This window comes from Sphaerisporangium krabiense, from assembly GCF_014200435.1.
In the GTDB taxonomy this organism is placed as follows: Bacteria; Actinomycetota; Actinomycetes; order Streptosporangiales; family Streptosporangiaceae; genus Sphaerisporangium; species Sphaerisporangium krabiense.
The window spans coordinates 5030360-5053077 of sequence record NZ_JACHBR010000001.1 but is presented as its reverse complement, the minus strand read 5'-3'; the positions used below and the strand labels follow the sequence as shown (position 1 = coordinate 5053077).

General features: G+C 72.6%; 13 protein-coding genes. 9 read left to right on the top strand and 4 right to left on the bottom strand.

Going from position 1 to position 22718, the window contains the following annotated elements; translation table 11 throughout:
• Positions 1–348 precede the first annotated feature (348 nt).
• The 7 genes from BJ981_RS22265 to BJ981_RS22235 all read left to right on the top strand — a co-directional run bounded on the left by BJ981_RS22265 (position 349) and on the right by BJ981_RS22235 (position 13019).
• A complete protein-coding gene (locus BJ981_RS22265) occupies positions 349–2814 on the top strand; it encodes a N,N-dimethylformamidase beta subunit family domain-containing protein (RefSeq protein WP_184613379.1) in 2466 nt (821 codons plus the stop codon).
• Between the two features lie 144 nt (positions 2815–2958).
• Positions 2959–4128 carry an MFS transporter gene (locus BJ981_RS22260; protein ID WP_184613377.1) on the top strand — a complete coding sequence of 390 codons (1170 nt, stop codon included), beginning with the start codon at positions 2959–2961 and terminating at the stop codon, positions 4126–4128.
• Between the two features lies 1 nt (position 4129).
• The gene (locus BJ981_RS22255; protein WP_184613375.1) at positions 4130–5134 is read left to right on the top strand and encodes a TolB-like translocation protein; all 1005 of its coding nucleotides are present in this window, start codon (positions 4130–4132) and stop codon (positions 5132–5134) included.
• A 183-nt stretch (positions 5135–5317) separates the two neighbouring features.
• Entirely contained in the window at positions 5318–8632 is a 3315-nt protein-coding gene (locus BJ981_RS22250) for an ABC transporter permease (protein ID WP_184613373.1), read from the top strand.
• Entirely contained in the window at positions 8629–11346 is a 2718-nt protein-coding gene (locus BJ981_RS22245; RefSeq protein WP_184613371.1) for an FtsX-like permease family protein, read from the top strand. Before BJ981_RS22250 ends, BJ981_RS22245 begins: the two co-directional genes overlap by 4 nt.
• Positions 11347–12279, top strand: a complete 933-nt coding sequence (locus tag BJ981_RS22240; protein WP_184613369.1) for an ABC transporter ATP-binding protein — start codon at positions 11347–11349, stop codon at positions 12277–12279. It begins immediately after the preceding gene.
• On the top strand, positions 12276–13019 hold the full coding sequence (locus BJ981_RS22235; RefSeq protein ID WP_239139015.1) for an ABC transporter ATP-binding protein: 744 nt from the start codon (positions 12276–12278) through the stop codon (positions 13017–13019). The genes BJ981_RS22240 and BJ981_RS22235 overlap by 4 nt, the downstream gene beginning before the upstream one ends.
• 187 nt (positions 13020–13206) lie before the next feature.
• On the opposite strand, the gene holA is transcribed toward BJ981_RS22235, so the two are convergent.
• From holA to BJ981_RS22215, 4 genes are all read right to left on the bottom strand, one after another.
• Positions 13207–14175: a DNA polymerase III subunit delta gene (holA, locus tag BJ981_RS22230; RefSeq protein ID WP_184613365.1), complete on the bottom strand. Its 969-nt coding sequence runs from the start codon at positions 14173–14175 to the stop codon at positions 13207–13209.
• 796 nt (positions 14176–14971) lie between these two features.
• Positions 14972–17044, bottom strand: a complete 2073-nt coding sequence (locus tag BJ981_RS22225) for a ComEC/Rec2 family competence protein (RefSeq protein WP_239139016.1) — start codon at positions 17042–17044, stop codon at positions 14972–14974.
• A gap of 753 nt (positions 17045–17797) precedes the next feature.
• Positions 17798–18259 (bottom strand): ComEA family DNA-binding protein, encoded by a 462-nt coding sequence (locus BJ981_RS22220; protein ID WP_221314747.1) that lies wholly within the window; start codon positions 18257–18259, stop codon positions 17798–17800.
• 1239 nt (positions 18260–19498) lie between these two features.
• Positions 19499–20383 (bottom strand): DegV family protein, encoded by an 885-nt coding sequence (locus BJ981_RS22215; RefSeq protein WP_184613359.1) that lies wholly within the window; start codon positions 20381–20383, stop codon positions 19499–19501.
• A 561-nt stretch (positions 20384–20944) separates the two neighbouring features.
• Here BJ981_RS22215 and BJ981_RS39310 point away from each other — a divergent pair.
• Positions 20945–22054, top strand: coding sequence for a sensor histidine kinase (locus tag BJ981_RS39310; protein WP_184613356.1), 1110 nt, complete (start codon positions 20945–20947; stop codon positions 22052–22054).
• A gap of 4 nt (positions 22055–22058) precedes the next feature.
• On the top strand, positions 22059–22712 hold the full coding sequence (locus BJ981_RS39305) for a response regulator transcription factor (RefSeq protein ID WP_184613354.1): 654 nt from the start codon (positions 22059–22061) through the stop codon (positions 22710–22712).
• The last annotated feature ends 6 nt before the right edge of the window (positions 22713–22718 follow it).

The following is a 22718-nucleotide window of genomic DNA, read 5'->3' as shown; positions in this document are numbered from 1 at the left end:
GAGGGTTGCGGGCGATGACGGGGCGGCGGGCGGGTGGGGGCTTCGCCGGGGGGTGGGGGCCCGTTCGTCGCGGAGAGTCGACCGCTCGTCGGGGGGTGGGGGCGCTGGTCGCTGACGCGGGACCGTCCGCCGATCCATGTCTTTCAGTCAAGGAGTACTCAGCGGATGCTCAACTAAATGCGCACAAGCGCCTTAAGGCGAATAGAGACGACATTCCCCTAAATAGTCACCCATTTCCTGATTTATCGTCACCGAAATCCCATCCGACCAGCTCCCTGACCGAGCCGCGTGGCCTTACTCCCTTGTTCCATTCCCCGCATATCCGCCATGCAAGGAGGTCCCCACCGGATGAGAAGATCAAGAACGACGACAGCACTGGCCCTGGCCGGCCTGGTGACGGCCACGGCGGTGGCGTCGCAGTCGCACGCGTCCGTCGGAGAGACGGCCAAGGCGAGCGAGGCGGCGCTGACCTACGTCCCCGACGAGCCGCTGCCCATCGAACCCGTCCCTCCGCAGCAGTCCCTCGACGGGCTCGGCATCAGCGGCTACCCCGACCGGCTCAGCGTCAGGCCGGGCGAGTCCGTCAAGATCATGGTGAGCACCAAGGCGCCCACCTTCACCTCCTCCATCGTCAGAGTGACCCACGGGGACGCCGACCCCACCGGGCCGGGGCTCAAGGAGCAGGTCATCGACTCCCCGGTCAACAAGACCTACCCCGGCGCCGACCAGAGGCTGCCGCTCGGCTCGTACGTGACGGTGCCGGACGACCGGCGTCTGAACCCCTCGGGTGATTTCACGATCACCGCCTGGATCGCGCCGTCCACGATCCCCGGTTCGCCGTATAACCGGACCGCGCTGAAGCGCACCCCGGTCGGCACGCCGCGGCTCCAGGGCCTGGTGACCAAGTGGTCGGAGGCGGACAAGCGCGGCTACGGCCTGTTCATCGACGAGCAGGGCGCCGTCGCACTGCGCCTCGGCACGGGCGATGGGCGCGCCGAGACCATCACGACCGGGGTGAAGCTCAAGCCGTGGGCCGCGGCGATGGGCGGCCCCGAGGCGTACTTCATCAACAGGCCCCGGCCGCAGCACGTGAACAGCTCCGGCTGGTACTTCGTCGCGGCCTCCTACGAGGCGAGGTCCCGCACGGTGACCGTGACCCAGCAGCCGGTCTCCACAATTCCGGACGATTCCGGCGCGACCGTCACCACGCGCGTCAACTCCGCGCAGGTCCGGCCGTCGAACGACCCGCTGCTGATGGCGGCCTACTGGAACCGCTCCGGCGACGCCCATCCGACCGGTTTCTACAACGGCAAGATCGAGTCGCCCGCCGTCTACGGCCGGGCGCTGAGCGCGGACGAGCTGAAGGCGATCGGCGCGGGCAAGGGCAGGAACCAGCGGCCGGTGGCGGCGTGGGACTTCTCCCGGGACATGTCCGGCGACCACGTGGCCGACGGAGGGCAGAACCGGCTCGACGGGCGCGCGGTGAACCTCCCGGTCCGTGCGCTGACCAGCCACGACTGGGACCGCAAGACGATGGACTACCACCAGGACCCCCGGCAGTGGGGGGCGATGCACTTCCACGAGGACGACCTGGGCGACGCCGGGTGGAAGCCCGCCTTCACCTGGAAGGTCCCGGAGAACGCGCGCAGCGGCGTCTACGCCGCCCGTCTGGAGGCGGCCGGCAAGGTCTACCACGCGACGTTCGTGGTGCGGCCGAAGAAGGCCACCGCCAAGATCGCCATGCTGGTGCCCACGCTGACGTACCTGGCGTACGGCAGGACGGGCGCGAGCCTGAGCCAGTACTCCACGCACGCCGACGGCAGCGGCTACGTGTACTCCAGCCACCGGCGGCCGATCGACAACCTGCGCCCGCTGACCACCGGCCCCACCGGCGCGGGCAGGCCGTGGGCGTTCGAGGCGGACACGCACATCTTCGACTGGCTGGAGACCAAGAAGTACGAGGTCGACTACATCACCGACCACGACGTGGACCGTGAGGGCCGCAAGATCCTCGACCCCTACCGGACGGTGATCACCGGCACGCATCCGGAGTACATCTCCACGACCGAGTCGGAGGCGATCAAGGGCTGGCTGGGCGACGGCGGCCGGCTGATGTACCTGGGCGGCAACGGCTTCTACTGGGTCACCGCGCTGGACCGGGCCAGGAACTACACCGAGCTGCGCCGGCACGACGGCACCGAGGCGTGGCAGGCCGCGCCGGGCGAGTACTACCACAACACCGACGGCGAGTACGGCGGGCTGTGGCGGTTCCGCGGCACGCCTCCCCAGGAGCTGATCGGCGTCGGCTTCACCGCCCAGGGCTTCGGCCACCCGAAGGGCAGCGCCGACTACAACAGGCCGTTCGACCGCACCGAGGCCAGCTACTCCGAGGCCGGGGCCTGGGTCTTCGAGGGCGTCACGAAGAAGGTGGGCATCGGCGGCGACCTGCCGAGCCTGCAGAGCCAGGGCGGTCCGATGGGCGAGGAGGTGGACCGGGTGGACTACTCGCTCGGCACGCCGGCCAACACGATCCTGCTCGGCAGGTCCCAGCCGTTCGGCGAGCAGTACATGCACGTGGTGGAGGAGATCAACACCTCGGCGCTGTTCGAGGGCGGCGACACCAACCCGATGGTGCGGGGCGACATCACGCTCATGCACTACCCGAACGGCGGCGCGGTCTTCTCCGCCTCGTCGATGGTGTGGAGCGGAGGCTTCTTCTCCAACAACTACGTCAACGACATGACGCGGATCACCGAGAACGTGCTGAACAGGTTCACGTCGGGGGCCCCGCTGCCGGGCGCGCAGGCCCGCTGAGAAGAACGGCCCCGGACCCGGGAGTGGCGTGCGGACCGGCCGCATGCCACTCCCGGCTCCCGGAACTCGACGCGAGAGAGAGGCACCGTGTACATATCGGTTCGCAACATTCCGGCCGGCACCGGTTCGCGTCCGGCCGGGCGGGTGGCGAAGACCGTCGTCGTCCTCGGAATGGTCAGCCTGCTCACCGACATCTCCACCGAGATCGTCACCGCGGTGTTACCGCTGTTCGTCACGGTGGGGCTGGGATTGCCGGCGCTGGCCTTCGGCGTGCTGGACAGCGTCTACCAGGCCGGCACCGCGGCCGCCAGGGTCGCCGGAGGCTACATCGCCGACCGTTCCCGCCGGCCGAAGGCGGTCGCCGTCGTGGGGTACGGCCTGGGCGTGGCGTCCAAGGCGCTGCTGCTCCCGGCCGCCGGGGTGGCCGCCCTGTCGGTCGCGATCGGCGTGGACCGGGTCGGGAAGGGGCTGCGGACCGGGCCGCGGGACGCGCTGATCGCCGGGTGCAGCGAGCCGGGCATGCTCGGACGGTCCTTCGGGGTGCACCGCGCGCTGGACACGCTCGGCGCGGCGATCGGCCCGCTGGCGGCGTTCTACCTGCTCATGGCGATGCCCGGCGACTTCGACGCGGTCTTCACGGTGTCGCTGTGCGTGGGGGGCCTCGGCGTGCTGCTGCTGGTGAGCAAGGTCGCCGAGGCCCCGAGGGCGCCGCGGCCCGCGCGGATCACCCTGGCGGGGGCGGGGCGGCTGCTCGCGGGGCGCAGGCAGGTGCGCCGCCTGCTGGTGGCGGCGACGGCGCTGTCGGCGCTGACGGTCAGCGACGCGTTCCTCTACCTGGTGCTGCTGGACCGTGGCGCGGTGTCGGCGCACCTGTTCCCGCTGCTGTTCCTGGGCACCAGCGCGGTGTACCTGGCCGCCGCGGTCCCGTTCGGGCGGCTGGCCGACCGGCTCGGCAGACGCCGGGTCTTCGTCGCCGGGCACGTGGCGGTCGTCGCCGCGTACAGCGTCACCGGCCTGGCCGGCGGGCTCGTCGCCGTCCTGCTGACCCTGGCCCTGCTCGGCCTGTACTACGCCGCGACGGACGGCGTGCTGCCCGCGGCGACCTCGGTGCTGGTCCCGGCGGAGTGGCGGGCGACGGCGATCTCGACCCTGCAGACCGGCGTGGCGCTCGGCCGCAGCCTGGCGGCGCTCGCCTTCGGCGGCCTGTGGACGGTGGCCGGGCCCGCGGCCGCGCTGGGGACGTTCGCGACCGGACTCGCCGTCGTCCTGCTCGCCGTCTCCCCTGTCCTGCTCCGCACCCGATCGGAGGTCTGAGATGCGTTCACGGATCACGTTGGCGTTGGCGGCCCTGCTGGTGGGGGTGGCCGTCACGACCGTGCTCACCTCGGTGCTCGGAGGAAGGACGCCGTCGGCGGCGGGCGAGGTGGACACCGGGCTGTTCGGGTCCGAGCACGTGGTGTTCCGCTCCCTCAGGCCGGGCGCGGACCACGGCAGGATCGGGTACGCGGCGGTGACCGGCGGCGTGCCGGGCGCCTCCCGGCTCGCGGGCCCGCGCTGCCTGCGGGTCGCCGCGGCGGCGGGACAGGCGATCTGCCTGCGGGCGGGGCGCGTGCCGACCCAGCCGTACGAGGTGGTCCGGCTGGACGGGCGGCTCCGCGAGGCCGGGGACGAGCCGTTGAACGGCGTGCCGAGCAGGGGCCGGGTCGCCCCCGACGGCCGGCGTTTCGCGACAACGGTGTTCGTCAGCGGGCACGACTACATCTCGCTCGGGTTCTCCACCGAGACCGTGATCTACCAGAGCGACGGCGAGCCGGTGGCCGACCTGGAGGACTTCACGTTCATGATCAACGGGACGCGGGACGAGAGCGCCGACCGCAACGTGTGGGGCGTCACCTTCGCCGCGGACTCGACCACGTTCTTCGCCACGGTCGCCGCGTCGGGCCGCACCTACCTCGCCCGGGGCGACCTGGCCGCGCGCACGCTGACCGCGTTGCAGGACAACGCCGAGTGCCCGTCGCTGTCCCCGGACCAGACCAAGGTCGTCTACAAGAAGCGGGTGAACGACACCTCCGAGGACGCCTGGCGTTTCTCCTGGCTGGATCTGCGGACCGGCCGGGAGAGCCCGCTGGGCGAGAAGCGCAGCGTGGACGACCAGGTGGCCTGGCTGGACGCCGGGCACGTGATGTACGCCGTGCCCAAGGTGGCCGACGGGCGTACGGCGGCCGACATCTGGGTCGCCCCGCTCGACGGCGGGCCGCCGCGCAAGTTCATCCCGGACGCCGACTCGCCCACCCTGGTCGGCACGTCCGCCGGCCGGTAGCGGCGCGGCCGGTGAACCCCTCGGAGGTGACCGAATATCGAGGATGCGGGAATGTCACAATTTCGATATCACACGGTAGTTTCCGCTGCATATCGGCTACATCACCGTGATCCCCGGCCTCTTCCCTCGCCCGAAACCATAACTAGGGTGTGCGAAACGGGATAGGGCGGCAGGAGGCGGTTCATGCGGGGGCGAACACCGCTGGTGCTGAGACGTGCGTTCAACGAGCCGCTTCTCATCTTCGCCGCCTTCGGCTCGATCCTCCTGGCCACGACCACCCTGGTCGCGCTCACCATGTACGCGTCCTCGGTCGCGGACGTCGGCGTCCGGCGGGCGATGGAGACGGCCTCCACGTCCGTCACCGCGACCAAGATCACCGTCCCGGTGCAGCGCGGCGCCTTCGCCGACGTCGAGAAGGCGGTCCTCAGCCGCGTCGACGCGCTGAAGAAGGACCAGACGGTCCCGCACCAGGTCACGCTGAGCGCGCGCTCGGACTCCTACGCCCTGCCCGGCCAGGAACGCCTGAACCGCCCCGAGCTCACCCGGTTCGGCACCTACGACGGCCTGGAGCGGTACGCGCACCTCCTCCAGGGACGCTGGCCGCGGGCGGCCACCGGCGGCGCCGTCGAGGTCGCGGCCTCCCAGACCGTCGCCCAGGCGCTGAACCTGGCCGCCGGGCAGACGTTGACGGTCACCGGCCGCCTGGACCGCAAGCCCGTCCAGGCCACGCTCACCGGCGTCTTCCAGATCAACGACCCCTACGCCGAGCGCTGGGACGGCGAGGAGCTGCTGCGCAGGGGCGTGGAGCGCGGCGACTACACGACCTACGGCCCGCTGATGGTGCCGCGGGAGACGTTCCTGGCCCGGTTCACCTCGGCGTCGAGCGTCACGATGAGCTGGACCGCCGTCCCCGATTTGCGCGACCTGCGCCAGGAGCGCCTGCGCCCGTTCGCCGCCCAGGTGGCGGGCCTCGGGCAGGACCTCAGGCGCGACTGCCCGTCCTGCGAGACCTCCAGCCGCCTGCCGGAGATGCTCACCCAGCTCGACCAGGCCGCGCTGGTGGCCCGCTCGACGATGCTGGTCCCGGTGCTGCAGCTGCTCCTGCTCGCCGCGTACGCGCTGATCCTCACCGCCCGCCTGCTGGCCGACCACCGCCGCATGGAGGTGGCGCTGCTGCGCTCGCGGGGCGCGGGCAGCATGCGCCTGGCCGTCCTGACCGGCACCGAGGCGCTGCTGGTCGCCGTGCCGTGCGCGATCGTGGCGCCGTTCCTGGCCCCGCCGCTGCTCACGCTGATCAACGCGCTGCCGTGGATCCGGGCCGCCGGGGTGCGCATCGCGCCCGAGCCCGGCCCCGCCACGTTCGCGGTGTCGGCCTCGGTGGCGCTGGCCTGCGCCGTCCTGCTGGCGCTGCCCGCGCTGCGCGGCGGGCGCAGGACCTACGTCGAGGAACAGGCGGCGCGCGGCCGCGGCGACAAGCAGGGGCTGCTGCAGCGCGCGGGCGGCGACGTCGGGCTGCTGGTCGTGGCGGCGCTGGCCATCTGGCAGCTCCAGCACTACGGCTCCCCGGTCACCGCGACGGCGGGCGGCGAGCTCGGCATCGACCCACTGATCATCACCGGGCCCGCGCTGGCGCTGCTGTGCGGCGGCATGCTCGGCCTGCGGCTGGTCCCGCGCGTCTCGCGGATCGCCGAGCGCTTCACCTCGCGCAGGCCGGGCCTGGCCCCGGCGCTCGGGGCCTGGCAGGTGAGCCGCCGCCCGCTGCGCTACTCCGGTCCCGCGCTGCTGCTGACCATGGCGGTGGCGATCGGCGTGGTGTCCATGGCGACGGCGGCGACGTGGCGGGGCTCACAGACCGACCAGGCGCGCCACCAGGCCGCGGCCGACCTGCGCGTGTCCGGCCCCGTCGAAGGCGCGGAGCTCGGCCCGCTCGGCAGGGGCGGCGCGTACGCCGCGCTGCCCGGCGTCACGGCGATCACCCCCGTGTACCGCGGCTCGGCGACGTACGCGGGCGGCACCGGCACGCTGCTGGCCGCCGACGCGACCAAGGTCGGCCAGGTGCTCATGCTCAGGCAGGACCTGGCCGACGACACGATCGGCGCGCTCGCCTCCCGGGTCGCCGCGGGACGGCCGGACACGCGGGCGATCCCGCTGCCCGGCACCCCGGCCAAGCTGACCGTGGACGTGCGGCTGCGCTTCGACGCGCCCGCGCCGAGCCCCGACTACCGGGAGACCGGCCTGCGGATGGTGGTGGCCGACGCGCTCGGCGTGCAGCGCGAGGTGACGCTCGGCCCGCTCGTCCCGGACGGCCGGCCGCACCGGGTCACCGCCGACCTGGCCGCGCTCGGCGGGCGTGCGGGACGGCTGAGCCACCCGCTGGCGATCCGGGGCTTCATCCTGCGGGTCCCGGTGCCCGCGCGCGGCGGCAGCGGCCTGGAGGTCGCCGTCGAGTCGCTGGCCACCGACACCGGCGCCGAGGTCACGATGCCGGGCGGCGTCCAGTGGGGGCACATCGTGCGGGGCGAGGGCAACCTCACCGGCGAGCGGGTCGCCACCGGCGCGTCGCTGTTCACGCTGACCGTGCCACGGCCGCCCACCGTCGACGGCACGGCCGACCCCGAGTATGTCGCCCTGGTCGCGGCGCCCGCCGGCGCCGGCAACCGGGACCTGTTCCAGCCGCTCACCTCGGGCGGGTCCAGGGCGTCCATCTTCAGACCGCTGCCGGTGGTGGTCACCGAGGACATCGCCGCCAAGGAGCGGCTCGTCCCGGGCAGGACCGGCACGCTCACCCTGGACGGGCAGCCCGTCACGGTGAGCGTCGCCGGGATCGTCCAGGCCATGCCGGGGACCGCGCCCGGCGTGCCCGCCGTGCTCGCCGACCTGCCCTCCCTGCTCGCCCGCGACCTGGGCGCGGCGCGTGAACCACGGGCCCCCGGCGAATGGTGGATGTCGGCGCGCGGCGGCGACCCCGCACCGGCCGCGCGGGAGCTGTCCCACCACCCCGAATGGGACCAGACCGTCGTGGACCTGGCCTCGCTGACCCGGCAGTTCCGCGACGACCCGCTCGCCAGCGGCCTGCAGGGCGCGCTGATCCTCGGCTTCGTCGCCGCGCTGATCTTCGCGGCGCTGGGCTTCCTGGTGAACGCGGCCGTCGCGGCGCGGGAGCGGGTGTCGGAGTTCGCGATCCTGCGGGCGCTCGGGCTGAGCTTCCGCCAGATCTTCGGGCTGCTGGCCGTGGAACAGGCGTTCCTCATCGGGTTGTCGCTGGTCGGCGGCACGGTGCTCGCCGTCGGCGTGGCGGCGCTCGTCGTCCCGCACATCGTGCTCACCGGGCAGGCGGCGGCGGTGACCCCGGACGTGATGCTCGACATACCGTGGCCGGCGACGCTGGCGATGCTGGCCGGCATGGGAGCGGTGCTGTTCGGGATCGTCGCCGGGCTCGCCCGGTCGCTGCGGCGCCAGGGGCTCGGACGGGCCCTGCGCATTGGGGAGGACCGATGAACCCTCTGCTCCTGCTCAGGGTGCACCGGGGCGCGGCCGCCGTGCTCGCGCTGCTGACGCTGAGCGCCTCCCTGCTCGTCGCGGGGCTGCCGCGCGGGTTCGAGGCCGCCTTCGACGAGGCGCTGCGCGGGATCGTCGACGACACCGGCGCCAACCAGACGGACCTGGCGGTGCGGCTGCGGGCGGGGGCCCCCGACCAGGCCATGGCGTCCGAGGACGACTTCCGCGCCAAGGACGTGTGGTGGCGCTCGGCCGTCCCGCCGTCCCTGAAGCCCCTGCTCGCCACGGGTCCCGGCGCCGACAGCCACTTCTCGGCCAAGACCGTGGGCACGCCGGTGGCGGGACGCCTCGAGGACGGCCAGGTCCCGCGGCAGTACGTCAACGTGGGCTGGCTGTCCGGGACCGCCGCACGGATCCGCTACGTGGAGGGGACTCCCCCCGGCGATCCGCGGCGGCTCGCCTCCGTGCCCGGCCACCCGGAGATGAAGGACATCGACCTCTTCGAGATCGCGCTGGTCAGGAGCGCCTCGGAGAAGATGCGCGTCCCGGTCGGCACCACGCTGATCCTCGGCAACAGCAACCCCATGCTCGCCCGGGTCACCGGCCTGTTCGAACCGGTGAACCCGTCGGACCGGTACTGGGACCACAACCTGGACGCGCTCAAGGTCACCGTCCGCCAGGACCCCGCGTCCGACACCGAGGAGAACCACATCACGGCGATCTCCTCGGAGAGCTCGCTGGCCGGGCTGAACAACTCCGCCCGCGACCTCACCTACAACTGGGTCATCGGCGTCTCCCCCGCGGCGCTGAACGCCCGCAACGCGGCGGACGCGATCAAGGGCGTGGACGACTTCGAGCGCGAGGTCAGGGCCGTCGTCGGGCGGTCCATCGGCACCTACTCCCAGCCCAGCGCCTTCGCCCCGTTCCGGGTGGAGACCGGGCTGCGGGAGGTGCTGGGCGGCTTCCTCGGACGGCTGGCCACGGCGCAGAGCCTGATGGTCCTCCTCCTGGGCGGCCTGGCGGTCGTCGCGGCCGGGGTCATCGCGCTGGCCGTCCAGCTCCTCACCGAGCGCATGCGCGCCGCGCTGTCCCTGACGCGGGCGCGCGGGGCGTCGCTGGCGCAGGTGGTGCGGACGGCCGCCGGGACCGTCGCGCTGGCCGCCTTCCCCGCCGCGCTGATCGGCTACGGCCTGTCGTACCTGCTGCCCGGCCCGCTCACCCCCATCGTGCACCTCGGCCCGCCGGCGGCCGCGGCCTTCGCCACCGTCTTCGCCGCGGCCCGCGTCGCGCTCTCCCACCGCACGCCGCTGCGGGAGCGCCGCGACGACGTGGTGGCCCGGCGGGCGTCGCCGCGCCGGACGATGCTGGAGGTGCTGGTCGTCGTCCTGGCGCTGGCGGGCGCGTACCTGCTGCGCACCCGCGGCCTGACCACCGAGGTCGCCGCGGCCGGCGCCGACCCGTTCCTGATGCTGGTGCCCGCCGCGCTCACCGTGGCCGCGGCGCTGATCACGCTGCGGTGCTACCCGTACCCGCTGCGGCTGGTGGTGTGGCTGGCCGGGCGGGCGCGCGCCGCGGTGCCGTTCGTCGGGCTCACCCTGGCGGCGCGGGCGCGGTCGGTCACCGCGCTGCCCGTGGTGATCCTGCTGCCCGCCCTCGCCGTGTCGGTGTACGGGGCCGTGGTCGGCGGCACGCTGGACGCCACGCAGCGGCTCGCCGCCTGGCAGGCCACCGGGGCCGACGCCCGCGTCGAACGCGAGGCCGAGCTGCCCGCCGACGCCGTCGCCAAGGTGCGGCAGGTGCCCGGCGTCCGCGACATCGTCCCCGCCGACAAGGGGAAGGCGCAGATCGGGTACACCGGCAAGACCGCGACCATCGTCGCGGTGGACCTCGACGCCTACCGGCGGCTCGTCGCGCACGCCCCGTTGAGCGTGCCCGCCCCGCCCCCGGACGCGCCGGCGCCCGCCATCCCGGCGCTGGTCTCCCCCGACCTCGGCCACCTCAGCACGTTCGAGATCGGCTGGCACGTCCGCATGAAGATCGCCAAAGCGGGCGTGATCACCGAGGGACTGCCCGGGATCAGCCTCAGCCCGATGAACCTGATCGTGGTCCCCTACGACGCCTCCCAGCGGGCAGGATCCCGTGTCTACACGAACATGCTGCTCATCGGCGGCACCGGCTCGGGCGGCGGCATCGACGCCCGAGCCCTGGCCGCCGCGACCGGGAACCGCCCGGACGTCTTCGTCGAGACGTTCGACCGCGCGCTGGAGCGGGTGATCAAGACCCCGCTGACCGGCACGATCAAGAACAGCTTCCTGATCGTGACGATCGCCCTGGCGGTGTACGCGCTGCTGACCGTCGTCATCGCGCTCGTCGTCGGCGCCGCCGACCGGGCCAGGGCGTTGTCCTACCTGCGCACGCTCGGCCTGTCAGAACGCCAGGCCGCCAGGCTCACCGTCCTGGAGATCGCTCCGCTGATCCTGCTGACCGCGTGCGCCGGGCTCGCCCTCGGCCTCGCCCTCCCCTCGGCCCTCGGCCCCGGCATCGACCTGAGCGCCTACGCCGGCGACATGGCCATCGACGACTACCGCCTCGACCCGACCACACCGATCCTGCTGGCCGCCGGCCTCGCCGTCGTCGCTCTGGCGGGGGCCTTCCTCCACGCCGTGATCGGCAGACGCCGGTCCCTCGGCTCGACCCTGCGAGTGGGTGAGTAAGTGAACACGCCGACCCTGTCGGAGCTGGAGGCGCGGGCCGGCAAGGCCCAGCCCGCCTTCGGCGAGAGCGCGCACATCCTGTGCGACAACCTCGTCCGCATCTACAAGACCGAGGGCGTCGAGGTCGTCGCCCTCCAAGGGCTCGACCTGCTTATCGAGGAAGGCGAGCTGATCGCCATCGTCGGCGCGTCGGGCTCGGGCAAGTCGACGCTGCTCAATGTGCTGTCGGGGCTGGACGTGCCCACCGCCGGGCTCGCCCGGGTCGCCGGCACCGACCTGCTCGCCATGTCCGCCAAGGACCGCCTGCGCTACCGGCGCGAGGTCGTCGGGTTCATCTGGCAGCAGACCGCGCGCAACCTGCTGCCGTACCTGACCGCCCGCGAGAACGTCGAGCTGCCGGTACGGCTCGCGGGCATCCGCGACCGCAAGGCCGCCGCCGCAGACGAGCTACTGGAACTGCTCGGCGTCGGATACTGCGCCGACCGCAGGCCCGCCCAGATGTCGGGCGGCGAACAGCAGCGCGTCGCCATCGCCGTCGCGCTCGCCAACGCGCCGCAGGTCATCCTGGCCGACGAGCCCACCGGCGAGCTCGACAGCGAGAACTCCGAGCAGGTCTTCGCCGCGCTGCGCCGCGCCAACCGCGAGCTCGGCGTCACCGCCGTCGTCGTCACGCACGACCCGCTGGTGTCGGAGCAGGTGGACCGGACGGTCGGCATCCGAGACGGGCGGACCAGCAGCGAGACCCTGCGCCGCGAAGGCTCCGACGGCGGGATCATCGCCGAGGAGTACGCGGTGCTCGACCGGGTCGGACGGCTGCAGTTGCCCAGGGACTTCACCCAGGCGCTCAACATGGAGCGCCGCGTCCGGCTGGAGCTGGAACGCGACCACATCGGCGTGTGGCCCGACAGGCCACGGGCGGAGGACGGGGAGTGAGCGAGCAGGTGGAGACCACGGCGCGTCCCGAGGCCGCGCCCGACGGCGAGCCGCTGGTCGTCGTGCGGGGACTGCGCAAGGTGTACCGGACCGGCCCCAAAGAGGTCGTGGCGCTGCGCGAGGTGTCGTTCGAGGCCTATCCCGGGCAGCTCGTCGCCATCAGGGGACGCTCGGGGTCGGGCAAGACGACGCTGCTCAACCAGGTCGGCGGACTCGACCGCCCGGACTCCGGGCGCGTGCTCGTGGCGGGGCGCGCGGTCACCGAGCTGCCCGAGGCGGGGCTGCTGGAACTGCGGCGCGACGTGATCGGGTTCATCTTCCAGTCGTTCGGGCTCATTCCCGTGCTCTCGGCGGCCGAGAACGTGGGCGTTCCCATGCGCCTCACCCGCACGCCGGCCGCCGAACGCGAGGAGCGCGTGCGCATGCTGCTCGCCATGGTCGGCCTGGAGAAGCACGCCAACCAGCGTCCCTACGAGCTGTCGGGCGGGCAGCAGCAGCGCGTCGCGGTCGCGCGGGCCCTGGCCAACCGGCCACGGCTGCTGATCGCCGACGAGCCGACCGGTCAGCTCGACTCCGGGACGGGACGGCAGATCATGGAGCTCCTGCGCGCCGTGGTCCGCAGCGAAGGCGTCACCGCCCTGGTCGCCACCCACGACCCCAACCTGATCTCCCTGGCCGACACCGTCCTGGAACTCCACGACGGCACCCTGACCCTCACGCCCGCCCCCGCGACGACCTGATCCCGCTCGCCCGCCCCGGCGACGACCTGACCCTCACGCCCACCCCGGCGACGACCTGATCCCGCTCCCGGCCGGCGACCCCGAGCGTCACGAGGCGATCGAGCTCCGCCGAGCGGCCGCGCCGTCCTCGTCCTGCGGCCGGTCAACGACCACCGCGCGACTGCCGGGCGGTCAGGGGTCGGTACGGTCAGCGGCCGGTGCGGCTGGCGACGATCGTGTGGATCGTGCGCTCCAGGGCGTAGGCGGGGTCGGTGCCGCCGCCCTTGACCTGCTCGTCCGCCACGGCGACCGCCTGCACGGCGCGGGCGATGCCCTCGGGGGTCCAGCCGCTGAGCTGGCGCGACACCCGGTCGACCTTCCACGGCGGCATGCCGACGTGGCTCGCCAGACGGCCGCCGCGCAGGTTGCGGGGAGCGCTGCCCACCTTGGCCAGCGATCGGACGCCTCCCGCGAGCGCGCTGACGATCAGCACCGGGGCGACGCCGGTCGACAGCGCCCAGCGAAGCTGTTCGAGCGCCTCGCCGAGCCGGCCCTCGACGGCCGAGTCGGCGACCGCGAAGCCGTTGACCTCCGCGCGGCCCCGGTAGTAGCGGGCCACCGCCGCCTCGTCCACGGTCTTGCCGGGAGTGTCGAAGGCGAGCTGATTGCAGGCGGCGGCCAGCTCGCGAAGGTCGTTGCCCACGGCGTCCAGCAGCGCCTGGGCGGCGTCCCCTCCGATGGAACGGCCGGCGGCGCGCATCTCGCCCCGGATGAAGTCCAGGCGCTCGCCCATCTTGGTCAGCTTGGCGACCGTGACCACGGCCGCCCCGGCCTTCTTGACCCCGTCGACCAGGGCCTTCCCCTTCACACCGCCCGGGTGGACCAGGACGACCACGGCGTCCTCGGAGGGCGCCTTGGTGTAGGCGACGACCTCGGCCGCCACGTCCTTGCCGAGATCCTGAGCCGACCTGAACACCACGATCGCGCGATCGCCGAACAGCGAGGGGGACGTCAGGCGGGTCAGCTCGCCCGGCTCCACCTTGCCGCCGAACAGATCGTGCACCTTGGCGTCGGGGTCGGCGGCGCGCGCGGCCGCGATGACGGAGGTCACCGCACGGTCGGCGAGCAGCTCCTCGTCGCCGATCACAAGCGTCACAGGGGCTGGGTCGGTCGCCATGCGAGCAGCATGCCACGTCCCGGGACTCCCACGGCAATCCGCCGGCGAACCGGGCACGGTCCTCATCGACCCCATCCCCCACAGGCGACACACAAGTTAACGCGGAGTCAGACTGCAAGTAACCAGCAATCCAACTGCAGGTATGCTCTGGGAGTCTTAAGGCACGAAGCCCGAAAGAGGAGGTGAGACCCACAATGAAGACCAACACACGCAGCCACGACTGTCCGCGTTGCGGAGCCATGCTCGACGAAGGTCCCATCCTCTTCCGCTGCGCCGTCTGCTGCCGCTCCCTCTACGCCGCCGACCTCAACACCGAGTTCCGCGCCCACCGCCCCACCACATCCCGCTAACCCGCCCATCCAGTCCCAACTCCACAGATGCACCGCCTCACCGCCTGACGCCCCACCAATGCGGACGGCTCACCCAGGCGAACGGCTCACCGAGGCGGACACGACCAACCCGCCCCCCAGTTCCGCCACCCGTGATGACTCCGCGGAAGCGCCGCCTCACCACCTGACGGCCCACCAAGGCGGACGGCTCACCCAGGCGGACACGACCAACCCGCCCGCCCCGGTTCCGCCACCCGTTATGGCTCCGCGGGAGCACTGCTCACCGCCTGACGGCCCACCAAGGCGGACGGCTCACCGAGGCGGACACGACCCGACCCCATAGCCATCAGGCCCTGTGGTCCATGGGACAGCGGGCGTCCGCGTCTCTCCCACCCGCCACCGCTCGCGCCGACGAGATCGCTCGCCGGGTCGGTGAGCCTCGGTGATCTTGGTGCGAGGGCCGCTGGTCAGTGGTGTCGGGGGACGATGGATAAATGGTCTTGGTCGGCTGTGACGGCCAGGTCGCCTTGGGTGTCGGTGCGGTAGACGCGAATGCCCAGGGTGCGCAGGCGGGTCAACGTCAGTGGGGCCGGGTGGCCGTAGTCGTTGTCCTCGCCGACGCTGACCAGCGCGGCGCTCGCGCGGACCGCGGCGAGGAAGCGCGGGTCCTGACGGGCGGAGCCGTGATGAGGGATCTTGAGGATGTCGGCCTGTGGGAGGCCGTGCTTCAGCAGGGCCTCCTGGGCCTCGGTCTCGACGTCGCCGCAGAGCAGCGCGGAGCCGGTCCGCCAGCGGGCGTGCAGGACGATGCTCGCGTTGTTCGTCACCGAGCCTTCTCCGGGGCCCGCCATGATCGCCTCCTCGGACGGCCCCAGGACGGTGAGCGCCAGCGGGCCGAGGTGCCACGCCATGCCAGGTGTCGCGACCCATTCAGGCGTCCGGCGCTGCCGGAGCGCCGCCGACACCCGTCCCGCCTCCCCTCGGGACCGCTCCCCCGGACTGACCAGGACGGCGCCCACCTGACGTGCCCGGAACACCCCGTCCAGCCCGCCCACATGATCGAAGTGCGGGTGGGTGAGCACCAGTAGCGGCACCTGCTCGACGCCCAGCTCGCGCAGACACCTGTCCACTAACGCCGGTTCCGGCCCCGTGTCCACGACGATCGCCCGCCCCCGCCCCGCCGCCAGGACCAGCGCATCGCCCTGGCCGACGTCGCAGGACACCAGCAGCCAGCCGTCCGGCGGCCACGACGCCACGACCGGACGTACCACCAGCACGGCGATGATCAGCCCGCCGGCGATGGCGCATGCGGCCAGACGCAACGTCGGGCGGCGCAGGAGCAGCCAGAGCGCCACGGCGCTGAGCACGAGCAGGAGGAGCCCCACCGCTCCGCCCGGCCATGACAGGGTGGCCGCGGGCAGACCCGCCGCCTGCCGTGCGACCCAGATGATCCACCCCACGGCGTACCCGGCGGGCCAGACCAGCCAGCGGGCGATGTCGACGCTGACGGGCGCCACCAGCGAGGCGGCGAAACCCAGCAGCGTGGCCGGAGCCACGGCCGGTCCCGCCAGAAGGTTGGCCGGGACGGCGACCGCCTCCAACTGGCCCGACATCAGCACGAGAAGAGGCGTCACCGCCGCCTGGGCCGCGCACGGCACGGCCAGCGCCTCGGCGGCGATCGTGGGCATGCGCCGGGCCAGGCGGTCGCGCCACCGGGGCGCGAATACCAGGATGCCTCCGGTCGCGAGCACCGACAGGGCGAAGCCGTACTCGCGTGCCAGCCCGGGATCGAAAAGGATCAGCGTGAGCACGGTCGCCGCCAGGGCGGCGAGGCCGTCCCTGGAGCGGCCGGTCCCGAGCGCGACGGCCGCCACGGATCCCATCACCAGGGCCCGCAGCACGCTGGGCGAAGGACGGGCGACCACGGCGAAACCGATCATGCCGGCGATGGCCAGCGCGGCGCGGGCCGCGAGCGGCAGCCCTGCCAGGCGGCCCATGACGACCACCGCGCCCGCGACGATCGCCAGATTCGCCCCGGAGACCGCGGTCACATGGCTCAGCCCGGCCGTGGCGAGGTCCCGCCTCACCTGCTCGTCCATCAGCGACAGATCGCCGACGACCAGCCCGGGCAGCAGACCGCGCTCCGCCGGAGGAAGGATGCCGGCGGCCTCGCGCAGGCCGGACCGGAACATGCCCGCGACGCGCTGGGGCGTGGACGGTCCGGACAGCACCTCCGGCGCCTTCGAAGCCAGTAGCACCGCGGCCGTGAGCGTCCCCGGCTCGGCGGGACCGAGCCTGCCGCGCACCCGCACGCGCTGGCTGGGCAGCAGCGCGCTCCATCCCGGTCCGTTGGCGAATACGACGACCGGCGAATCGGTCCTGTATCTCGTCCCCGAGACGGTCTCGACCAGCTCGACGGAGCCCTGCACGATCACTCGTTCACGCCGTGCCGTGCCGTGCTGCCCCGGCAGCGTCCTCGGATCGCCGGTGACCCTGATCTCGGCCGTCACCGGCGATCGTGTGGAGGCGAGTTCGGCCACCGGACCGGTGGTGACGCCGTGAACCCGGAACCCCACCGCACACGCGGCCGCCGCGACACACCCCAGGACTCCGACGGCGACACTCCCCCACCATGCCTGAGCGACCCGCCCCCACCCGGTATGAGCGACATTCCGCGGCCCGGCCTGTCCGAAGACGTCCCGCTCGCTCGCACATCCGCCGACGACCGGGGCGATCACCCCACCGCGTCGATGAGGATCGGCGGGAGCCGAACAGCGAGTCGGACGCCCCATGCGGCGGAGCACCTCGCTCACGTGGCGCATCGCATGGCCCAGGCGGCGTCCTGGTGAACCTGGCCGGCGGACACCATGGGCTTCGTCCCTCGCCATGCGTGCGAAGGCGATCGCAGCCACGCCCGACAGAGCCGTGACCGCTGTGATCACGCTCGTTCGTACCGAGCAGTCCAGCAGTGCGAGGGACGTCGCCCAGGTGGCGACGGCGGGCGCGACAAGCCGGAGGTCTCCGCTGAAGCGGCCTTTCTCCGCCGCGAGCCCCGACTCGGACGCGGGCTCGGAATCCGTCGGAGTACGCGAACTCCACGAGTGCGAGGAATTCGACGACACCGCCGTCCGGATCGTCCGGCTCCACGTGGACACAGCCCGAAGGCCGCGCGGCATGTCCAATGACTCAGGCCACCACCTCACCTGCCCACCCCCTGAACGAGGCGAGCGCCGTGATCAGGCGGGTGCGGGCGGAGGAGCACCGGCGGGCGCCGTCCGGGGACGGGCGCCTGTTCATACGCGGACCCTGTCGCGGAGATCGGCGAACTTGCGGTCGCCGATGCCGGTGACGTCGCGGAGTTGGGCGACGCTGCGGAAACCGGCGTGGGCTTGGCGGTATTCGACGATGCGGGCGGCGAGGACCTCGCCGACGCCGGGAAGGGCGTCCAGCTGGCCGGCGCTCGCGGTGTTGAGGTCGATGACCTCAGGCTGAGCGGCGATCGGACCGGGCGCGGGCGCGACCGGGGCGCCGCCCAGCGCGCCGGGAACACCTGGAGCGCCCACGACGATCTGCTCGCCGTCGACGAGCTTGCGCGCGAGGTTGAGCGCGCCGGACCCGCCGGACTTCACTCCCCCTGCGGCGTTCACCGCGTCGGCCACTCGCGAGCCGATGGGAAGGAGGACGATGCCGGGTTTCTTGACCTTTCCGGTCACATGAACGACGACCTGGGCGCCCGGCGATGGAATCGCGGCCATCGGCGCCGCGCCTGGAGCACCGCCCACAGAGAGGGACGGTCTGCCCGAAAGCGGCAGCCCGGCCGGGCCCGGCCCGGACATCGGCCCCGCCAGAGGCGGACCGGACAAGGGCGCACCGGACAGTGGCGGACCAGACGGAGGCGGACCGGACAGGGGCGGCGGGCCGGACGCGAGAGGTGGAGGCGTCACGGCTTCCGCCGTAGGCCGTGACCGCCAGACGGTGACGCCTCCCACCAGCGCGGCCAGCACCCCGAGGACGATCAGCAGGCGCAGGCCCGGCCGACCCGGATCGAGCGCCGGGCCGCATCGGGCCGCCACGTCCCGCACCTTGTCACCGAGAGAGCGAAACGGCACCGGCTCCGACCGGAGACGGCTCGCGGGGGCGGCGTGCCCCTGACCTACGGGGCGGGCGTACTCACCCTCCTCAGCGTCTTCGCCCAGATAACCCGCCTCAGTCTCTTCTCGCAGGTAGCCGGCCTGAGGCCCTTCCACCGAGTAGCCCGCATAAGCACCTTCCCCCAAATGGCCCGCGTGAGGCCCTTCCTTCAGGCGGCCCGTATGAGGCCCTTCCTTCAGATAGGGGTCGGTCGTGAGCCGCATGCTGGAGGAGGCACGGTCGGTCATCTGACCCGGTTCCTCGGTCGCGGGACCATCGCCCTCTCGTGGACGCGCGTGGCCACGTGCCCAGGCGTGGGTGCGGTGTTCTTCGACATGGCGGGGGGCGCCGGAGTCTTCGGCCGCTGCGTCCTCGTGCCGCGGCCTCGGACTGGGCGGGCGTACGGGCACATGTGGATCGGCCTCGGCGAGCGGCGGCCGGTTCTCGACGTCAGATGGGCTCGGCCGGTGTGACATGTCCTCCCCCGAGGGTCGTGAACGAGCTGTGTGGACATTTGCGTAGGACCGCCACGGCCGGCCCAAGGGGGTCAGCGCGCGAAGCCGGTGCGCGGCGGCGGCGCTTTCCGGGATGGGCCTGTCGGTCGTTCGCACGAGCGCGACGGTATGCCGCCGCCGGACCCACCCAAGGAACCGAACGGGGTTCTGTGGATAAGCCGGGTCGACGCTTGCCCGGGTGTCCGGTCCCCCCGCGTGGCCGATCCGCGTGTTCACCGGATGACGGTGATTCTCCGCCGGATCACCGTCCGGCATTCGCCGGCTCGCCCTCCGGCGTTCGTCGGCTCACCGTCCAGGGATGGTGCCGCGAGGCAGAGGATGACCTGGTGGGGAATGTACGGCCGTGTCTCAGCGGGCGCTGGAGCGGTCGGGCGAAGGCAGGCCGGGTAGGCCAGGGGTGACGGCGACTCCGAGCATCTTCGGGCCCACGTGGACGCCGACGACCGGGCCCACCTCCACGGTCCGGATCTCGATCAGGCCGGGGATCCGCCGAGCGAGGTGGTCCGCGAGCGTCGCGGCGCGCTCCGGGGCGGCGAGATGGTGCACCGCCACCTCCACCGGGCCGTCGCCCGCCGCCCGCACGGCGAGTTCTTCCAGGCGGGAGATCGCGCGAGTCGTCGTCCGCACCTTCTCCAAGGGGGCGATCGTCCCGTCGGTGATGTGGAGCAGCGGTTTGATGGAGAGCGCGGAGCCCACGAGTCCGGCCGCCGCGCCGATGCGCCCGCCCCTTCTCAGGTGTTCGAGCGTGTCGAGGGAGAAGAAGCTCTTCGTCGCCTCGGCCCGGGCGCGCGCCGCCGCCGCCACTTCGGCGCGGGGAGCACCGGCGCGGGCGGCCACGGCCGCGGCCAGCACCGGGAAGCCCAGGCCCATGGCCAGGGAGCCGCTGTCGACGACCTCGACCGGGATGGGAGCGTCCCGCGCCGCGATCCGCGCCGAGTCGACCGTGCCGGACATCCGCCCGGAGATGTGAACGGACACGACGCCCGTGGCGCCGAGGGCGGCGGCGCGTTCGTAGGCCTCGGCGAAGCGCTCCGGAGCGGGGCGGGAGGTGGAGGCCCCCGACCGGGCGTGGAGGACGGCGGCCAGCACTTCGGGGGTGATCGGCGCGTCGTCGTCCAAGGTGCGCTCGCCGATGACGACGTGCAGAGGAATGACGACGACGCCCAGACGCGCGATCTCGCGGGACTCCAGGTATGCGGTGGAATCGGTGACCACAACGACCGCGCGCGACATGTGCGAAGGCTACGCGACCAGGCGCGGAACCTGCTCTTCGTCGTGACCGGGCCGGCGTGACACCGCGACGGCGGTCGGCATCGTCCGGCCGCGGCGTGAGAATGCCCGCGACCGCGGGTCGACCTGGCCGATCGGGCGAGTACGGCCGCATGACAGGGATGACCGTCGCCGCGCCGGCCCCGATCTCCGTCATGCTCGGACTGCCAGGGCTCGACGCAAAGGTTTCTGTGGTCACGGTAAGCCGAGCGAGCCCGTCACCTTTCAGGCCGGCGACTCCCGGGACGTGGTTCCGGGGTGTCTGCTCTTGCGGACCGTGTTCTTTTCGCGTTATCCGACGGCCACGGAACGAAACATTTTCTTCTGGGGATCGACGGGATGCCACTCAAAGCGACGCGGTCGTTACCACGGCGGTAACGGAAGATGGCCGGTGAGGTGAGCGAGGTAGGAGCACCCCAAGTGGCGCCCTCACTTACCCGATTTCCCAGAAGGATGATCTTCCATATTGCGGAGTTCCGCCGCCGACCTCCTCAAAGGTCCGGCCCTTGTGAGACGATCCATGCCGTGCGGGACGAGGCGGAGATCGTCCGGGCGAGTGGCGCGCCGTCGGCGAGGCTTTACGGGGGAATGCGCCTGTTCACGGTCGCCTTCCTGCTGCTCATCCTCAGCTTGTGGCCGGATTTCGCCGCCCGGTCCCCCGCTCCGGTCCAGTGGTTCGCGGCGGCGGCCGGCGTGCTCGTCTTCGGCGCCAGCTACGTCCGCGTGGTGTTCAGTTCGATACCGCGGTCCAGGCGCGTCCGGACGCCGTGGGCATTCGCCGCCCTGATGGCCAGTGGATTCGCCCTGCTGGCCGTCCTGCCGTATAACTGGATTTACTATCTCCCGTTCTACCTCCTTACCTGCCTGGTCATCACCCAGCGCCCCACCACGGGACTGCTGTCGGCGGCGGGATGTGTACTCGTCGTGATATTCGTCGGAATGGCGCGGGGAACGACTCCGGTCCGGCTGGGCATGCTGGCGCTTCAGTTGGGGGTGTTCGCCCTGACCATGACCGGCATCCACCAGCTGATCGACTTCACCGTCACCCAGTGGGAGACCCAGAAGGCGGCCGAGCGCGTGGCGACCGAGCGCGAACGCCGGCGGCTCTCCCGGGACCTGCACGATTTGGTCGGGCGTGACCTGGTCGCCCTGGTCATGCGGGCCGAGGTGGTGGCCCAGGAGCAGTCCGGTGAGCCGGTGGAGGCGCACCTGCGCCACATCGCGGCGCTGGCCCGCACGACGTTGAACAACACCCTCGCCGTGGTGGAGGAGATGCGGGCTCCGGACGTCGCGGCGGAGCTGGACGACGCCCGGGAGCTGCTCGTCTGGGCGGGGATCGACCTCGCCGTGTTCGGCGGGCCGACGCAGGTCCACCGGCGGGCGCCGTTCGCGTGGTTCCTGCGCGAGGCCGTCACCAACGTCGTCAAGCACAGCGGCGCCCAGACGTGCAGGGTGATCTTCGGGCCAGACCGGCTGACCGTGGAGGACGACGGGCGGCCCCGGGGGCCCCTGGTGCCCGGCGCCGGCCTGACGGGGCTGAGGGAACGGCTGGAGCAGGCCGGCGGGGAACTGCTCGTGGAGGCGTCGCCGGACGGCGGCGTCCGGGTGATCGCCCGGTTGGTCAAGGGGGGCTAGAACCGTGCCTGCACGACCGCTCAGCGTCCTCATCGCCGAGGACCACAGCCTGATCCGCAACGCGCTCGAACTGCTGCTGTCCGGGTACCCGGACCTGGAGGTGGTCGGCACCGCGGCGAACGTCGAGGAGACGGTGTCGGTGGGCACGCTGGTGCGGCCGCAGGTGGCCCTGGTGGACCTGCAGATGCCCGGCGCGGCCGGGCACGCGGGGAACGCCGAGGACGAGGTGCCGAACGGCGTGCGGGTGGTGGCGGCCCTCGCGAGGCTGTCGCCGGAGACCAGGTGCCTGATCCTGTCCGCGTACCGCGAACCGGAGGCGTTGCGGGCCGCGCTGAACGCCGGAGCCCGCGGCTACCTGGTCAAGGACACCTCGCCCGCCAAGCTGGTCATCGCGATCAAGCAGGTCGCCGCCGGCGACCTGGTGATCGACGACAAGCTGGCCGCCCGCATCGCGCTGGCCAAGCCGTGCCCGCTGACCCGCCAGGAGGTGGCGGTCCTGCGGCACGCCCGCGATTTCCTCACCGTGGCCGAGATCGCCAGGACCATGCGGCTGAGCGGCGGCACGGTGCGCAACTACCTGACCCGGGCCATCCAGAAGACCGGTGCGCGCAACCGCCACGAGGCCGTGCGGATCGCCGCCGCCAACGACTGGCTCTGACGGGTG

Bases quoted from the DNA above. Each gene is read 5' to 3' on its own strand.
- BJ981_RS22265 (WP_184613379.1), top strand. From the start codon at position 349: ATGAGAAGATCAAGAACGACGACAGCACTGGCCCTGGCCGGCCTGGTG.
- BJ981_RS22255 (WP_184613375.1), top strand. From the start codon at position 4,130: ATGCGTTCACGGATCACGTTGGCGTTGGCGGCCCTGCTGGTGGGGGTG.
- BJ981_RS22250 (WP_184613373.1), top strand. From the start codon at position 5,318: ATGCGGGGGCGAACACCGCTGGTGCTGAGACGTGCGTTCAACGAGCCG.
- BJ981_RS22245 (WP_184613371.1), top strand. From the start codon at position 8,629: ATGAACCCTCTGCTCCTGCTCAGGGTGCACCGGGGCGCGGCCGCCGTG.
- holA (WP_184613365.1), bottom strand. From the start codon at position 14,175: ATGGCGACCGACCCAGCCCCTGTGACGCTTGTGATCGGCGACGAGGAG.
- BJ981_RS22220 (WP_221314747.1), bottom strand. From the start codon at position 18,259: ATGGCCGCGATTCCATCGCCGGGCGCCCAGGTCGTCGTTCATGTGACC.
- BJ981_RS22215 (WP_184613359.1), bottom strand. From the start codon at position 20,383: ATGTCGCGCGCGGTCGTTGTGGTCACCGATTCCACCGCATACCTGGAG.